This window comes from Pseudarthrobacter sp. NPDC058196 (assembly GCF_042882685.1).
Lineage (GTDB): Bacteria > Actinomycetota > Actinomycetes > Actinomycetales > Micrococcaceae > Arthrobacter.
This window is the reverse complement of sequence record NZ_JBHVVN010000006.1, coordinates 215011-230664: the sequence shown is the minus strand read 5'-3', so window position 1 is coordinate 230664 and position 15654 is coordinate 215011. Positions and strand designations below refer to the sequence as shown.

At 62.5% G+C, this 15654-nt stretch carries 14 protein-coding genes; 4 read left to right on the top strand and 10 right to left on the bottom strand.

Annotation, left to right across the window (positions count from 1 at the left end; all coding sequences use genetic code 11):
• Positions 1-3 precede the first annotated feature (3 nt).
• A complete protein-coding gene (locus ACFVVC_RS10695; protein ID WP_387452462.1) occupies positions 4-999 on the top strand; it encodes an aldo/keto reductase family protein in 996 nt (331 codons plus the stop codon).
• A gap of 80 nt (positions 1000-1079) precedes the next feature.
• On the opposite strand, the gene ACFVVC_RS10690 is transcribed toward ACFVVC_RS10695, so the two are convergent.
• The 10 genes from ACFVVC_RS10690 to ACFVVC_RS10645 form a co-directional block, all read right to left on the bottom strand.
• Positions 1080-2597 (bottom strand): glycoside hydrolase family 32 protein, encoded by a 1518-nt coding sequence (locus tag ACFVVC_RS10690; RefSeq protein ID WP_387452459.1) that lies wholly within the window; start codon positions 2595-2597, stop codon positions 1080-1082.
• Positions 2598-2620: 23 nt separating this feature from the next.
• A complete protein-coding gene (locus ACFVVC_RS10685) occupies positions 2621-3532 on the bottom strand; it encodes a carbohydrate ABC transporter permease (RefSeq protein WP_387452456.1) in 912 nt (303 codons plus the stop codon).
• Between the two features lie 8 nt (positions 3533-3540).
• Positions 3541-4470 (bottom strand): carbohydrate ABC transporter permease, encoded by a 930-nt coding sequence (locus ACFVVC_RS10680; protein ID WP_387452453.1) that lies wholly within the window; start codon positions 4468-4470, stop codon positions 3541-3543.
• Positions 4467-5840, bottom strand: a complete 1374-nt coding sequence (locus tag ACFVVC_RS10675) for an extracellular solute-binding protein (protein ID WP_387452451.1) — start codon at positions 5838-5840, stop codon at positions 4467-4469. The genes ACFVVC_RS10680 and ACFVVC_RS10675 overlap by 4 nt, the downstream gene beginning before the upstream one ends.
• A 292-nt stretch (positions 5841-6132) precedes the next feature.
• Complete coding sequence (locus ACFVVC_RS10670) at positions 6133-7176, bottom strand: LacI family DNA-binding transcriptional regulator (protein ID WP_387452448.1); 1044 nt, start codon at positions 7174-7176, stop codon at positions 6133-6135.
• Positions 7177-7332: 156 nt separating this feature from the next.
• Positions 7333-7935: a TetR/AcrR family transcriptional regulator gene (locus tag ACFVVC_RS10665; protein ID WP_387452445.1), complete on the bottom strand. Its 603-nt coding sequence runs from the start codon at positions 7933-7935 to the stop codon at positions 7333-7335.
• Between the two features lie 189 nt (positions 7936-8124).
• Positions 8125-8991 (bottom strand): alpha/beta fold hydrolase, encoded by an 867-nt coding sequence (locus ACFVVC_RS10660; protein ID WP_387452443.1) that lies wholly within the window; start codon positions 8989-8991, stop codon positions 8125-8127.
• Positions 8992-9038: 47 nt separating this feature from the next.
• Complete coding sequence (locus ACFVVC_RS10655) at positions 9039-10037, bottom strand: NADP-dependent oxidoreductase (protein WP_387452440.1); 999 nt, start codon at positions 10035-10037, stop codon at positions 9039-9041.
• 127 nt (positions 10038-10164) lie between these two features.
• Positions 10165-10878, bottom strand: coding sequence for an SDR family oxidoreductase (locus ACFVVC_RS10650; protein WP_387452684.1), 714 nt, complete (start codon positions 10876-10878; stop codon positions 10165-10167).
• Positions 10879-11092: 214 nt separating this feature from the next.
• Positions 11093-12103, bottom strand: a complete 1011-nt coding sequence (locus ACFVVC_RS10645) for a LacI family DNA-binding transcriptional regulator (RefSeq protein ID WP_387452437.1) — start codon at positions 12101-12103, stop codon at positions 11093-11095.
• A gap of 228 nt (positions 12104-12331) precedes the next feature.
• Between ACFVVC_RS10645 and ACFVVC_RS10640 the strand changes: the two genes are divergently transcribed.
• From ACFVVC_RS10640 to ACFVVC_RS10630, 3 genes are all read left to right on the top strand, one after another.
• A complete protein-coding gene (locus ACFVVC_RS10640) occupies positions 12332-13687 on the top strand; it encodes an extracellular solute-binding protein (protein ID WP_387452435.1) in 1356 nt (451 codons plus the stop codon).
• 76 nt (positions 13688-13763) lie between these two features.
• Positions 13764-14732 carry a carbohydrate ABC transporter permease gene (locus ACFVVC_RS10635; RefSeq protein WP_387452432.1) on the top strand — a complete coding sequence of 323 codons (969 nt, stop codon included), beginning with the start codon at positions 13764-13766 and terminating at the stop codon, positions 14730-14732.
• Positions 14732-15616 (top strand): carbohydrate ABC transporter permease, encoded by an 885-nt coding sequence (locus ACFVVC_RS10630; RefSeq protein ID WP_387452430.1) that lies wholly within the window; start codon positions 14732-14734, stop codon positions 15614-15616. The genes ACFVVC_RS10635 and ACFVVC_RS10630 overlap by 1 nt, the downstream gene beginning before the upstream one ends.
• The last annotated feature ends 38 nt before the right edge of the window (positions 15617-15654 follow it).

Genomic DNA, 15654 nt, shown 5'->3' with positions numbered 1-15654 from the left:
TTGATGGAATACCGCAAACTAGGCACCAGCGGCATGTATGTCAGTGCCATAGCTCTTGGCAATTGGGCTACGCACGGCGAAACCGTGGACCAGGACCTCGCCACCGAATGTGTCCAGAAAGCGCTGGACCTGGGCGTAACCACCTTCGATACCGCGGACGCGTATGCAGGTACCAAGGCCGAATCCATGCTCGGCGAGGCCCTGAAGGGAGTCCGCCGCGAAGGCGTGGAAATCATGACCAAGGCGTTCTTCCCCACGGGACCGGGCAAGAACGACCGCGGCCTGTCCCGCAAGCACGTCATGGAATCCATCAATGGTTCGCTGCGGCGCCTGAAGACAGACTACGTGGACGTATACCAGGCGCATCGGTACGACTATGAAACCCCGTTGGCGGAAACCATGGGGGCCTTCGCGGATATCGTCCATGCCGGTAAAGCCCACTACATCGGGGTCTCCGAATGGACCGTGGAGGAGATTCGGGCCGGCGCAGCGCTGGCGGCCGACCTGGGCATCGGGTTGGTCTCGAGCCAGCCGCAGTACAGCATGCTCTGGCGGGTCATCGAGCCCGAGGTAGTGCCGGCCTGCGAAGAGCTGGGAATCACCCAGGTGTGCTGGTCACCGTTGGCCCAAGGCGTGTTGAGCGGCAAATACAGCGCTTCCACGGCGCCGGCTGGCAGCCGCTTCGGCGATGATGACGGTGGAGTGAAGACCGGGCACAAGTTCATGCAGCCGGAGGTGCTGGAGCGTGTGGAGAAGCTCAAGCCGATAGCCCGGGACCTGGGCGTGCCGTTTGCCACCCTGGCCGTAGCCTGGGTTTTGGCCAACCCGAACGTTTCCGCCGCGATTGTCGGGGCCAGCCGCCCCGAACAGCTCGATGACACAGTCAAAGCCGCCGGGCTCGTGCTAGGACGCGAAACGCTTGAACTGATCGACGATGCCCTTGGCGACGTCGTGGAGCGCGACCCTGCCAAGGTCGAGTCGTTCCCGGAGCGGGTCTAGGTGTACTGCCGGGGCTGATGCTCAACCTGTGCGCGGAGTTCATCTTCGGTGGGGGGCCTGGCGCCGCCCCGGGTGCAGCCCTACGCGAGCTGCGCGACCCTCATGCTGTTGATGGTTGCGGTGCCACCGGTGGCGAAAACAGCGAGCTCGTTGCTGGTCCCGGCAGGGAAGATCAGTTCGGTCATGGTGACCTGGCCGTCCTGGGCAAAGACTTCAACAGAGCAGTGGTCCACGAAGACGGTGAGGTGGTAGCAGCCGTTCGCCGCCACAATGGGGGCGGTGTCGATGGAGCCGAAGGATGGGTGGAAGTCTGTCCTCCCGGATTCGCGCCGGTCCACGAACAAGGTGGCCAGGCCGGGCCGGATGCCCACGCGGGTTCCTTTCGTGCCGTCACCACGCAGGATGAGGCCGAATTCCTCCGCGCTCCCGGGGGTGAAGCTGACGTCAATGCGCTGGACCGTGCCCGCCGCACCGGCTAGAACCTGCACGCCGGCGTCGATCGTCTCCGCAGACAGGGAGAACGATTCCGGGCCGGCCAGGACAGTCAAGTCACCCGCGGGCTGCTGGACCAGGCACAAGTCCCCGGCCTTGGCCTGGAGCGACATCTCGCGGACCAGGCTCATGGGGCTGCGCCATGGGGCTGTGGGGATGTCGTTGGCGTATTCCCAGTTGTTCATCCAGCCGACCATGAGGCGCCGGTTGCCGGGGGCGTCCCCAAAGGAGACGGCGGCGTAATAGTCCCGGCCCCAATCCAGCCAGCGGTATTCTCCCAGCCGGCCAGGGTCCTGGGTGCCTTCGGTGACGGTGCTGGCGGAGGTGAACGTGGTTCCGTCGAAGTCTCCGATGAAGTATTGGCCGGCTGAGCCGTTGTTGGGGCCGCCGGGGTTGAGGTTGACGGTGAGGACCCACTTGAGGTTTTCCGGGTCGCCGTCCACGGGGAGGGGGAACAGATCGGGGCATTCCCAGACGCCGCCGGTGGCGTTTGCGGGGCCGAAAGTGCTCAGAAGTTCCCAGTTCTTCAGGTCCTCGGATTTGTAGAGGACCACCTGGAAGTCCGTGGCCTCCACGGCGACCATGACCCAGTAACCCTGCGTGCCGCCGTCGTACCTAAAGACCTTGGGGTCGCGGAACTCGGCGGACCCGCGGCTGAGTACAGGGTTGCCTGCGTGTTTTGTCCAGGCGTAGCCCCCGTCCAGGCTGTAGGCCAACGACTGGGCCTGGACACCCTCGTGCAATGAACCCGTCTTGAAGGCACTGGTGTAGATCGCCACGAGCGGGGCGGCGGAGCCGCTGCCGAAACCGCTGGTGTTGTGACGGTCGTAGACGACGCTGCCCGAAAAGATGTCTTCGTCCTCGTCACAGGCGATGGCGACGGGGTGTTCGGTCCAGGTCAGCAGGTCGGCAGAGGTGGCGTGACCCCACGACATGTTTCCCCACGTGTTTCCCAGCGGGTTGTTCTGGTAGTAGAGGTGGTAGAGGCCGTCGTGAAAAATCAGGCCGTTGGGGTCGTTGAGCCAGGTGTCTTTCGCGGTGTAGTGCAGGGCCGGGCGGTAGCTGTCTGCAGTGGCGGCCGTACGAGTCGAGGTAAGTGTCTCCACAGGAATCCTTTTGAGAGGTTGTGTTATTTGCTCGCGCCGGCCGTGAGGCCTTCGCGGAGGGTGCGTTGGCCGAAGATGAAGACGACCAGTGCGGGCAGCATGGACAGGATCACGCCGGCGAGGACCACGGATATGCTCCCGGTGCCCAGGTTGCCCTGGAGCGTGACCAGGCCGAGGGGGAGAGTGAAGTTCTGTTCGCTGATGGTGAGGATCAAGGGCCGGAAGAACTCGTTCCAGTGGAAATTGAAGGCCAGGATCCCGACAATTGCCATGCCGGGGACCGCCAGGGGGACGTAGACGGAACGGAAGATCCGCCATGGCCCGGCACCGTCCAGGGCGGCTGCTTCCGCGAAGTCGTTGGGCAGGCCCAGGAAGTATTGGCGCATCAGGAAGGTGCCGAAGGCGGTTGGAATGGCCGGCAGGATGAGGGCCAGCAGGGTGTCGGACAGACCCATCCCGCGAACAAGCATGAACACCGGGACGATCGTCACCTGCACCGGGACCATCATGGTAGCCAGCACCAGTGAGAAGATCGCGTTCTTTCCACGGAAGTCCAGCCGGGCGAAGGCGTAGCCGGCCAGCGTTGCGGAAGCCATCTGGCCAAGTGCAATCAGCCCGGTCACCAGGGCGCTGTTCAGGACCAGGAGAGCCACATTGATCTGCTTGAACACCTCTTGGTAAGCGGTGAAGTCAGGGTTGACGGGCAGGAAGGACGGGGGCAGGTTGAAGGATTCCGACGGCGTCCGCAGGGAAGTGGACAGGGTCCACAGGACCGGTCCCAGGGTCAGCGCCGCTGCCACGGCCAAGGCGGCGTACCTGCCGACAGTGCCTGCAGTGGGCCGCCGTCGGCGGCGGTCTGGCCTGTGGGTTGTTGGCGTTCCGCTGGTGGAACCGGACGGCAAGTCGGTCCCGGTGTGCAGGGTCTGGCTGGACATGAGGGACCTCACTGGTAGAAGACGAAGCGGCGGCTGAGGCGGAATTGCAGGGCAGTGACGGCAAGGATCAGCACCGTCAGGACCAGGCCGATGGCCGAGGCTTCGCCGAATTCCAGTTGCTGAAAGGCGGATTCAAAGATGACCATGACGGCGGTGCGCGTGGAATCGCCTGGGCCCCCGTTGGTCAGGACATAGGGCTGGTCGAAGACCTGCAGGGCACTGATGATTGCCATCACGGAGGCGACGAGCACGGTGGGGCTGATCAGCGGGAAGGTGACATTGCTGAATTGCTTCCAGCCCGTGGCGCCGTCGAGGTTCGCGGCCTCGTGGAGTTCCTTGGGAATGTTGGTCAGGGCGCCGAGGAAGAGGAGGAAGGAGAACCCGAAGTTCTGCCATACATAAACCAGCACCACGACGGCTGCGGATGCCACCGGACTGGTCAGCCACGGCACTGCGGGAATGCCGACCAGGGACAGCAGCCAGTTCACCACGCCGAACTGTTCGTTGAACATGTACCGCATGAAGATGGACACCGACGCGGCGGACAGCACCAGGGGAAAGAAGAAGGTGGAACGAAGGAATACCCTCAGCCAGGACGGCATCCTGGCCTGCAGCATTGAAGCAAGGCCAAGGGCGATGCCGAGTTGAAGGATGACTGCGACGACGACGAACACGATGGTGTTAAGGAAGGACACGCGGACGGTGGGATCCTGGGCCAGCGAGGCGAAGTTGGCGAAACCGACGAACTGGGGTGCCGAGATGATGTCCCAACGGAAGAAGGCCAGGACCAGCGAGCCGAGGATCGGCAGGAAGGTGAACAGGGCCATCCCGAGTACCGTGGGAGCAAGGAAAATCATGGCCAGCCACCGCTCGACGAACGAGCGGCGCGTTACCGGTGGCCTTACGGTTAGGCGTGGTGACGTAGGCGTGGTGGTCATGAGTTCCTCCTCAGAGCCAGCTCCAGGTCGCGTTGCAGGGTCCCCATTGCGGCCCGCACATCAGCGGAGCTGCCGCTGACAGCGGTGGAAACGTTTTTCATCAAGGCGGTTTCCACGGCGGCCTGCTGCGGCGGCGCGGGGATCGGGCCGGAGGTGGGGAACCTGTCGAGGGTGTCGTAGAAGACCTTCCAATGCCTGGGACCGGTGCCTGCGTAAAAGGAATCGTTGACCATCGAGCGGCGGGTGGGTGTGGTGTTCGGCTTCGGAATGGCCAGCTGCATCGCCTCCCGGCTGGAGCAGAACTTAACCCATTCCCAGGCGGCGTCCTTGTCCCTGGCCGTGCGCATGATCGCATAGCCGGCAGCACCAAACTGATGCCGCTGCGTCCGCCAGCGGGGGAAGAACTGGACGTCGAACTGGTCGGCGGTCATGCCGGCGTCGTGCAGGCCCTGCGCCCAGTAACCACCTGCCGGCGTGGTGCCGATGCGGTTATTGCCGAACAGGCCGACCAGCGCGTTGCCGCCCCCTGACTCAGGACGCACACCGAGGCCTTCGGCAACGAGTTCGCGCAGGTAGTCGAAGGTTTCAATGACCCGCCCGTCTTCGGCGTTGGGAGCCAGCCATTGATAGCCGCCGCCGCGGGTGGTCCGGGCTGGGTCGTCCGGGTAAAAGCGGTCCCAGAGCCAGTCTCCACCGGGCGCCTTGGTTTCGGTCAGGAAGCTGGTGTCGTTGGCGTAGAGCCACGGCACTACTCCGCCGAAAAGCCGGTTCGTCCAGTAGTAGGGGGTGAAGTCGGCCGGGCGCGCTTTCCGCAGGGCACGGAGGGTGGCGCTGAAGTCTTCCTGCGTCCAGTCGTCCCTGGGCCGGTCGAGTCCGGCCTGGGCGAAGGTGGTGGTGTTCAGGTACATGTTCGCCGCGTTCCAGTCCAGCGGAAGCTGGTAGAGGTTGCCTTGGTACATGAAGGCTTCCAGCAGGCTCGGATGAACGTCATCGAAGTAGTCGCTCATGTCCCCGGCGTCCCGGCGGACATAGTCATCCAGCGGCTCGGCGAGCTTGTCGGCGAACAGTTGGGCGCCCTCGGTGGCAACGTAGACGACGTCCGGTGGTGTTCCTGCGGCGGCCATGGTGAGGATCTTGGAAAAGAAATCCTTCCAGTCCGCGCCCTGAATCGCCTGCAAGCGGACCGGAATATCAGGGTGGGCGGCGGTAAACGCGGCAACCAGGCCCTGGCGGGACGCGGCATCTGCCGCCGTTCCAAGGATGGCGATATTCAGGGCCTTGCTCCCGCGGCCCGGAATGTCACTCCCGGTCAGTCGGGGCCAGGCGCCCACCGTGGCCCCCGCAACAGCCAGGCCGGTAAGGCCCAGCATGGAACGCCGCGTGAGTTGCGAACGTCGGCTTGCTGGCCGCCGCCCATATGAGGGGGTGGTCTTCCCGGGTGTCTCTTCAGACGTCATTGTCGGCTTCTCCTAACACGTGTTAAGTAGAGTAGGTAGCGGACCTAACACGTGTCAAGTACGAGTTTGTTTGTGGTTCGAAAGTGGGTGTCCCACGCGTGTAAGCAGTCGTGCGACGCGCGGAGAGCGGGCCCACGCCGGAGGCCGGGAGAGGCCATGCCTGCCACGATGGTTCAACCATGCGTTGTGGAGCCCGTGCGCCTCATTAGCCCGCCGGGACCGCCGCAGTGGACGCGCGCGGGATGATCCGGCAGGGCATGAAAATTGCTCCTGCGTCCGGTGGCTCTGCTGCCGGGGCTTTTCCTTCGATGGCATCCAGCAGCAGGGACATGGCCGCCGCTCCGATTTCGGCGTGCGGAAGTGCCACCGTGGTGAGGGCGGGAACAAGGTTCGCGGCGAGGTTCTGCTGGTCGTCGTAGCCCACCACAGACAAATCCTCCGGCACGCGCAATCCTGCGGACGCGGCGTACAGCAGAACTCCGGTAGCAACCCTGTCGTTGGCGCAAATGATTGCGGTCGGCCGAGCCCTGCCGCCCAGAACGAGGGACGCTGCCCGGTAACCTTCGTCGATATCCCACCCGGTCACGTGGACCCGCTGTTCTTCAGGGCCCAGCCCCGCCTCTTCCATGGCCTGGCGATAACCCTGTTCGCGCTGCGGAGCGGCGGGGGAGCTGAGGGTTCCGGTCAGCAGGGTGATGCGGCGGTGTCCCAGGTTGATCAGCAGCTGTGCCGCCGCTCGTCCACCGTCGACTTCTGCCGGTATGACCGACTGAAGTCGGGAGCTGGCATCAGTGCAATTGGCCAGGATGGCGGGGAGGGTGAGCATCGCCGGCGGTGCGGTAATTTCGCGCAGGCTGCCGGTGGCGTACATGATTCCGTCGACCTGCCGGTGCACTAGTTGCTGCGCCGCAGTGCTGTCGCGGGCCGTGTCATGTTCTGTGTCGACCACCAGGACCATGTATCCGCGGGCCAGGGCCGTGCGGGAGGCGCCGCTGATGAGCCGACCGGCGAAGGGGCTCGTGACAATGTCATCCGTAATGATGCCGATTGTTGATGTCTGCTGGTTGCGAAGGCTGAGGGCGACGGAGTTCGGCGTGTAATCCAGCTCCGCCGCGGCGCGGAGCACGCGCTCCTGGCGCTCAGCGGTGACGTTTCCGTTTGCCCTGCCGTTGAGCACCAGTGATACGGCGCTGCGGGACACTCCTGCCCGTTGCGCCACATCCAGTGCCGTCGCTTTACGTTTGCCCATACCTTGCCCCTCGCTTTCGGCCTAGCATACCTAACTCGTGTGAGGGTAAAACGGTCGGCGTCGGGGGATGGCGGTGGGGGCGGTCTCCCGAAGAGCGCGTAAAGGGTGGTGGCGGCAGCGTACGCACATCCAGGGGTCGTCCCAAGGGTGGGCGTGTCAGCGAGGCATCAGCAGGGTGATTTGTGTCTTGATGTCCTGTACCAGTGCTTCAATGTCCAGCCCGGCGTTCACACTCGCTGCCATGCTGACAAACATGATCGCTGAGACGATGCGCGCCGTCGTCGCTGCGGCCCCGGCGTCGGCCATTTGGTCGCGGGCCAGTATGGCGGCGATGGCTTCCTCTGTTCGGGCGACGATGGTGAGAGCTTCGCTGTGGTGTGGCTCCGTGGGGTCGCCAAAGACCATTTCCCGAAGGTAGAAGCGTCCGTTATCGATCTGGGTTCGGTTGCATTCAACGATCGGCCGCACGATCGCCATGACCGCGTCCAGGGCATCCTCGATGGCTGCAGCGTTAGCCCGTCCCTGTTGCAGGGCCTCGGCATAATGGGCGTTTTGAACCAGGAGGAGGAGTTCGCCTTTGGATTTGGCGTAAAGGAAAAGGGTGCCGGTGCCGATGTCGGCTTTGTCGGCGATCTGCTGGGTGGTGACGTCCTCAACGCCGTGTTCAGCGAACAGCTCTGTGGCTGCGGCTGTGATGCGGTCCAGCTTTTCCTGCTTGTTCCGCTCGCGCCTGCCGAGCGGCCGGGATGTGACGGGCATGGTGGTTCCTCCGGGCGTAACTGACTGGACTCAGTATTGAGTATATCGACGAAACGGGGGAGGATCTCGCCTCTCTTTACGTACGTCAGTGCTCAATGCGCCCGGGCGGCCGGGTCGGCGCTTCCCAGGATGATTGATGCGTGGAAGCGCTGGCCTGCCGGGTGAGGCGACCAGCGTGCATTCTCAGGGTCAGGGAGAGAGGAATCCGACGACGGCGGGTGCGAACTTGGCGTGGTACTGGAAGATACCGCCGTGGCCCGAGTCGGGGTAGATGATCAGTTCGGACCCTTTGATGCGTTGGTGAAGTTCGGCGGAGAGCGCGGAGGGCACCATGCGGTCGTTGTCGCCGTTGGCGATGAGGGTTGGTTGGTTGATGGCGGACAGATTGGACGGGGCCGACCGGCCGTACCTCCGGATTGCGTTCAGCTGCGTCTGGAAGGCGCGGGGGCTGATTGGTTTGTCACGGTCATCTGTTCGTTCCTGAAGGCGCTTAACGAAGGCTTTCGCAGCGGGTTTGCCGGTGGCGTTCCGGTTGAAGAACAGGAATTCTTTGGGATCGGACCGGGTGAGGGTTGCCCGAAGGATGTCCAGGTAGGTGGTGCCGACGACCTTGTCGATGTCTTTCCCTCCGCGCGGACCGGTTCCGGTCAGCACGAGCTTGCGGACAAGACCGGGATGCTTGAGGACCAGGTCCTGGGCGACCATCCCGCCCAGTGAGAAGGAGAAGACATCAATTGTGTTGAACCCGAGGGCCTGGATGAAGGTGTAGGCGTCGTCGGCCATTTCTTCGATGCTGCCAGGGACGTGTCCGGTGGAAGCGCCGACGCCGGGCTGGTCGAAAGTGACGACGTGGCGGTTCTTGGCGATGGGGTCGATGATGCGGGGGTCCCAGTTATCAAGGGTGGCCGCAAGGTGAACAAAGAACACGACGGGGATGCCGCCTTTGGGCCCAAGCTCGCGGTAGGCGTAACTGATGCCTCCTGCGGTGATGGTTCTGGTTGGTGCCTGAGCGTATGAGGCGACGACGGGTCCGTTCGGGGTGTCGGTGTTGTCCATGACGGTGGTTCTTCTCCTGGTTCTTGGTCTGGGTGGCGGGGCTGGGGTCACTTGGTGAGGGTGAGTACTGCCTTGCCCCGGAAGCCTCCTGCGGCCAAGGATTGCAGTGCCTCCGGCGCCTTGTCGAAGGGGGACACTTTCCCAACGATGGGGCGCAATACTCCAGAGTCCACCAGTTTGCTGATCTGACGCAGCTGGTTTCCGTCAGCGCGCATGAAGAGGAATTCATAGCTGACGCCGAGCTTCCTGGCTTGCCTGCGAATCTTGCTGCTGAGACCGGTGATCGCCAGGCGCAGCAAAGGGTTGAGGCCGGCTTCGTGGGCGAAGGCCGGATCAGGCGGTCCTGCAATTCCGATCGCCTTTCCGCCGGGCTTGAGGATGCGCAGTGATTTCTGCAGGTTCTGCCCTCCGAGGCTGTCGAGCACCAGGTCGTATCCGCTCAGAAGCTGCTCGAAATCCTCGGTGCGGTAGTCGATAACGATGTCAGCACCGAGGTCCCGCACGAACCCGGCGTTGGAGTTGCTGGCTGTGGTAGCAACGGTCGCGCCGAGATGTTTGGCAAGCTGGATGGCGATGGAACCTACTCCGCCTGCGCCGGCATGTATGAGGACTTTCTGTCCCGGCTGGACATGGCCGCGCTCCACGAGTGCCTGCCATGCCGTCAGGGCTACCAGGGGGAGCGAGCCTGCCTCCGCCATGCTGGCGGACATGGGCTTGAGTGCAAGGTCTTCCTCCGCGACGGCGATGCGTTCGGCGAACGTCCCGATGCGGTCCTGGTGTGGACGGGCGTAGACCTCGTCGCCGGGTTTGAACTCCGTGACCTTCGGCCCGACGCTCAGCACGGTGCCGGCTACGTCGTTGCCAAGGATCAGCTGGAGTTTGTAGGGAAGGATCTGCTTGAACTCGCCAATTCGGATCTTCTCGTCGAGTTGGTTCAAGCCGGCGGCTTGAACCTGGACCAGCACGTCCCGTTCGCCGACGACGGGTTCAGCAACCTCGGCTTCGTGTAGTGCTTCCTTGTACTTGCTGATGACGAATGCCCGCATGCCGCGATGCTCCTTTTTGTCTAGGTGACTACAATCAATTATGAGTGTACTCATTTCAATGTCAAGTATTGATACAGATGCGCCGTGGTGATGGGTTGGATCCATCGCCACGGCGCATCAACTGGTACTAAGGCTTCCCGGATGCAAGCTGGGGATAAAGTGCCTCGATGGGGGCGCTGAGTCCGGCTTTGAGCTGGACGGACGTCTCGTCGGCGAGGACCTCGTACTCACCCGCTTCGACCGCATCCAACACCGTGGTGACCAAGTCGGCCGGGTCCATCTTGGGGTCGGTGGCGTGCGCGGCCATCGCCGTATCGACGTAGCCGACATGGACTCCCACCACGTGCACCCCGTCCGGGGCGAGCTCCAGGCGCAGCGAGTTGGTGGCAGACCAGAGGGCGGCCTTGGTGGCGCTGTAGATGCCGCCGACGGCGTACCAGCTCATCGCGGAGTGGATATCGATGATCGCGGATTTCCCGTTCGCTGCCAGGATCGGCGCGAAGGCGCGGGCGAGGAAGAGCGGGCCGAGGAAGTTCGTCTCCACATTGGTCCGGATCTCGGCGTCCGTGTGGGTCAGGATGCCTGGGGTTGCAACACTGGCTCCAGCGTTATTGATCAATACTGTGACATCGCCCGCAGCCTCGACGGCCGCCCGTATTGAGGCCGGGTCCGTGATGTCGAGGGTGAGTGGGACGATCCGTTCGTCCTCCCAGGTGCGGGGGGTGCGGGCGGTGGCGTAAACCTTGCTGGCGCCCCGGGCGAGGACGCCGTGGACGAAGTGGGTTCCGATGCCCCCGTTCGCGCCGGTGACCAGGACGACTGCTCCATTGAGTGCGTGCATTTCGTGAAGGGTCATGGGATAGTCCTTTGCTTTCGATTTTCAGGGAATCACCGCAGTCCGGCCGTAGTTCGGCCGCCGCGGACGCTAAGACCTGCGAATGCGTCCGCACGTTGGTGACCATGCTCATAACTGAGTGTGCTCAGGATATATTCCCATGAGAATCAGGAGGGCAAAAAACGAAGGAAACTGCGGGAAAGCTACGTGGGCGCCAGGGTCAGCAGCCGCAAGACTTGCGAACGATGAGTTCGGTGGTGAGGAGCTCAATCCCGCCGGCGGGTTCTTCCGGTGACAAGGCGGCCGCAAGCACGCGCTCCGCAATCCGGTCGATGGGCTGGCGCACGGTGGTCAGCTGGGGCCAGCTGAACTCCGATTCGGATGTTCCATCAAACGAAACGACTGCAATATCGTCCGGTATGGACAGGTTGGCTTCGTGAATAGCGCGCAGCGCGCCTATGGCCAGCAGGTCCGAGCTCGCGAAGATCGCGGTGGGCGGTTTTGGCAGTGCCAGCAGGCGGCGGGTTGCTTCATATCCGCCCTGGCGGGTGAAGTCGGTGAGTTCGGCCGGCCCCTCCGGCAGGCCTGCCTCGTTGAGGGCCTTCTTCCAGCCATTCTGCCGCGGGTCCGGGCGCGCAGGATCAATATCCCTGCCCACCAATATGCCGATGTCTTGATGCCCGTGTCCGATCAGATGCTTAACGCCAATGGTGCCTCCCTGCTCAAAGTCGGTACTGACGATTGGTATGCCATGGACGATGCTGGACTGGTCGATAAGCACGCGGCGAATGCCTTGGACCTGCATTGCTGCCACTTCGCTGGGCGGCAGGACGGTTGCGAGAATGATCGCGTCAACCTGGCGGGATACCAGATTGACCGTATTTCGCCGCTCAGTGTCCGCGTCGGTGCGGGAGTTGGCAGTGAGGAGCGCGTAGCCGCGGGCGGCCGCCGCCTGTGCGATGGTGTCCGTCAGTTCGGCGAAGTATGGGTTGGTGCTGTCCGGGACAATGATCCCCAATAGACGGGCGGAGCCCATGGTCAGGGCGCGGGCGGTTGCGTTGGGTTGATATTGGAGTGCTCTGATGGCTTCCCGGACGCGTTCGGCTGTGGCTGCCGCAACCGGCTTGGGTCCGCCATTGATCACATAACTGACGACGGCGGTGCTGACGCCCGCGTATCGGGCAACGTCAGTCCGTGTGACTTTTCCGGAACCTATCTGCATGTTTGCCATCCAGAACACCTTTCACCTCATTGTTGCAATGAGTCTACCCGGGTGGACTCCGTAACGAAGGACCAAATACATCTTATTTGCGGGAAAAAAGATATCTCTTGCGGAAGAAAGTCTACCCGCGTAGACTGCATTTGCAGCAGCGAGAAGTGACCCTCCTCATGCCCCGCCTGACGATATCCAGGCATCGAAACGCTTCCATAAGTTCCACATTTTCCAGAGGAATCAATGATGATGACCATTTCAAAGACCCGTCGCGGGACACGGATCATTGCCGCCACGGCTGCCGTTTCTGCGGCGGCATTGACGCTGGCTGGCTGCGGGGGACCGGGCGCCGGCAACGCCGGCCCTTCCGTCCAAGCGGGCTCCGGAGAGGGCACGATCAACGTCTGGGCCGTAGATGGCCAGGCAGCCGAGAATGACGCGTTGAAGAAGATCATCTCCAACTTCGAAACGTCGCAGAACAAGATCAAGGTAAATCTCAAACTGTTCCCCTCGGACCAGTACACCAAAGCAGTCAACTCGGCAGCCCCGGGCGACCTGCCGGATGTACTCGACTTCGACGGACCCACGCTGGCCAGTTTTGTGTACAACGGCAAGATGGCACCCTTGTCGGGCTCCGTCTCCCAAGAATCACTGTCCAATCAGACGGACTCCATCAAAGCGCAGAACACGGTGGACGGCGGGGTGTACGGCGTTGGCATGATGAATGCCGGCCTCGCCCTGTGGGGCAATAAGAAACTCCTCGATGCTGCAGGCGTCGCGTACCCGACCACACCGGAGAAGGCTTGGACGGCTCAGGAGTTCACCGGGGTCCTGGATAAGCTCGCTACCGTCGTTCCAGGGGGAAAGCCGCTGGATTTGTCTGAACAGTATGGCTTCGCTGGGGAGTGGGGAACGTGTTGTTCTGCCGGACCGGTCATCTGGTCAGGTGGTGGCACGATGCTCAAGGACAACAAGGCAGCCGGTGCTTTGGATTCCGATGCCAACGTCAAGTCACTGACGACGTTCGCGTCGTGGAAAAAATACACGGATCCCAATGCTGACGGCCTGGCGTTCCCGAACGGCCGGGTGGCGCTGAGTTGGGTGGGCCACTGGACTTATCCCACATACAAGACCCTTGGCAGCGATCTGGTGTCAATTCCGTTGCCTAATTTCGGGAAAGGAACCAAGACTGCCTCGGGTACTTTCGCGTGGGGCATGGGCGCTTCCACCAAGAACGGCGCCGCGTCCGGGAAATTCCTGGACTTCCTGATGTCCGACGAAAGCGTTCGCATCTACACCGACGCCAACGGCGCTCCGCCGGCGACCAAAACGGCTTTGGCAGCTTCGAGCCTCTACGGTCCCGGCAAGAAGCTGGAATTGCTCGGCGACCAGCTGAGCAAGGCCTGCGGTCCCGAAGACCAGATCACCGAGACGTGTGTCAGCGTCACACGGCCGGTGACCGCCGGCTACCCCATCGTGACGGACCAGGTCGGTAAAGCAGAAGCCGCCATCTACGCGGGCAAGGACGCCAAGGAAGCCTTGAGCGCCGCAGCCCGTGCCATCGACCAGAACTTCGCCGACAACGACGGATACAAGAAATAGACCTCCGCAGGAGTCCGGCCGCCCCACTCCAGGGTGGCCGGACCCGCCGGACTCGCTCCCAGCGAAAGCCTCCATCATGACCACTGAAACCCGAAATATCCCGGCCCCCGCAGCGGCGCCGGCCAAGCGAAAGTCATCCGGCAGTCTTACCGGCCACCGGTTCGCGGGTCCACTGTTCGCCAGCCCGGCACTGCTCGGCCTTGCCATCTTCCTTGTGGCGCCGTTCGTGCTCGCAATCGTCCTGTCCTTCTACCGCGTGCAGCTCAACAGCCCGCGGCCCGCCCGGTTCGTAGGATTTGAACAGTACATGCGCCTGTTCGCCGATCCTGACCTGTCCGCAGCCTTCGGCCACGCATTGCTGAACAACTTCACCTTCGCCGTCATTGTTGTTCCGGTGCAAACGGTTCTGGCCTTGGGCTTGGCTGTCCTGGTCAACCGCAAGCTGCGCGGCATGGTGGTCTTCAGGACGTTCATCTTCATGCCATTGGTCTTCCCACTGGCACTTACCGCAGTGATCTGGCGGCTCATCTACTCCCGCGGCGACGAAGGGCTCCTGAACTCCATCCTGGGGCTTGTCAGTGGTGGCGCTTTGGCCAGCCACGACTGGCTCGGCAGTCCCTCCACGGCACTCGGTTCCATCGTTGTCATGTCGATCTGGCAGAGCGTAAGTTTCCAAATGATCATTGTCCTGGCGGCCCTGCAGGGCGTTCCTGCCGAACTCTACGAAGCCGCATCGCTGGACAGGGCAAGCAAATGGCAGCAGTTCATTAACGTCACTGTTCCAGGCATCCGCAACACCCTGATCTTCGTTTCACTCATCACCACCATCTTTTCGTTCAGGCTGTTCGACCAGGTCTACCTGCTGAGCCGGTCCGGCAGCGTTGACCGTGGTTCCACCGAGACCGTCATGACGCAAATCATCAACACAGGATTCGATAACAACAACGTGGGCCAAGCCGCTGCCATGACTGTCATTTTCATGCTGATCATCACCGTGATCGCAATCATCCAACGCGCCGCCGTTCGCCAGCGGGGAGGGGTCTGATGACGATGTCGAAGGCCATGGAGCCGACCCGGCGATCCAGCAGCATGAAGCGTACCCGTCGCTGGCAGACAGCACTCCATTACCTGATCCTGACTGTTGTCGCGCTGTTCTTTTTCCTGCCCGTCTATTACCTGATTGTTGGCAGCTTCCGGCCGTCCGCGGAGGTTCTGAGCGGCCTGAGCGGCTTCATGCCAACCAACCTGTCCTTCGCCAACTACGCCGGCGTTTTCGACCATCTCAGTTCAGATGCCACCGGCCACTTCGGCCAGTTCGCGCTTGTTTCGATCATCGTCACCACGGCCGTGGTTGCCGGGAGCCTGATCGTGAATTCCATGGCGGCCTACTCGTTCGCGAGGATGAAATGGCGCGGCAAGAAGGTGCTGTTCCTGCTGGTGATCATCCTGACCATCATCCCGTTCGAAGCCGTCGCACTTCCCTTGTACTACATGTTTTCGGGACAGCGGGACACTGTCGTCATCCAGGCGATCCCGTTCATCGCCAACGCGTTTTCGATTTTCCTCTTCTACACGTTCTTCCTGGACGTCCCCGCCGAAATCGAAGAGGCTGCGAGGCTGGACGGAGCCGGGCCGTTCAGGACGTTCTTCCAAGTCATCGTCCCGATCACCAAGCCGGCATTCGCCACAGTGGCCATCCTGACTTTCCTCGCCCAGTGGGGGTCGTACCTGTGGCCAGTCCTGATGGTCTCAGACCCGACCGTCCGGCCACTGCCGTTGGCGATCAGCATCTTCCAGAACCAGCAGCCTCCCGAATGGGGCCAGGTGCTTGCCTTCGGCACGATGTTTATCGTCCCGGTCCTGGCGGTCTTCCTGATCTTCCAGCGCTGGTTCGTCGCCAGTATCAGCAGCTCCGCCATCAAGGGCTGACGCTCTGCGTCGACCCAACCGGCACACCTCAACGAAAA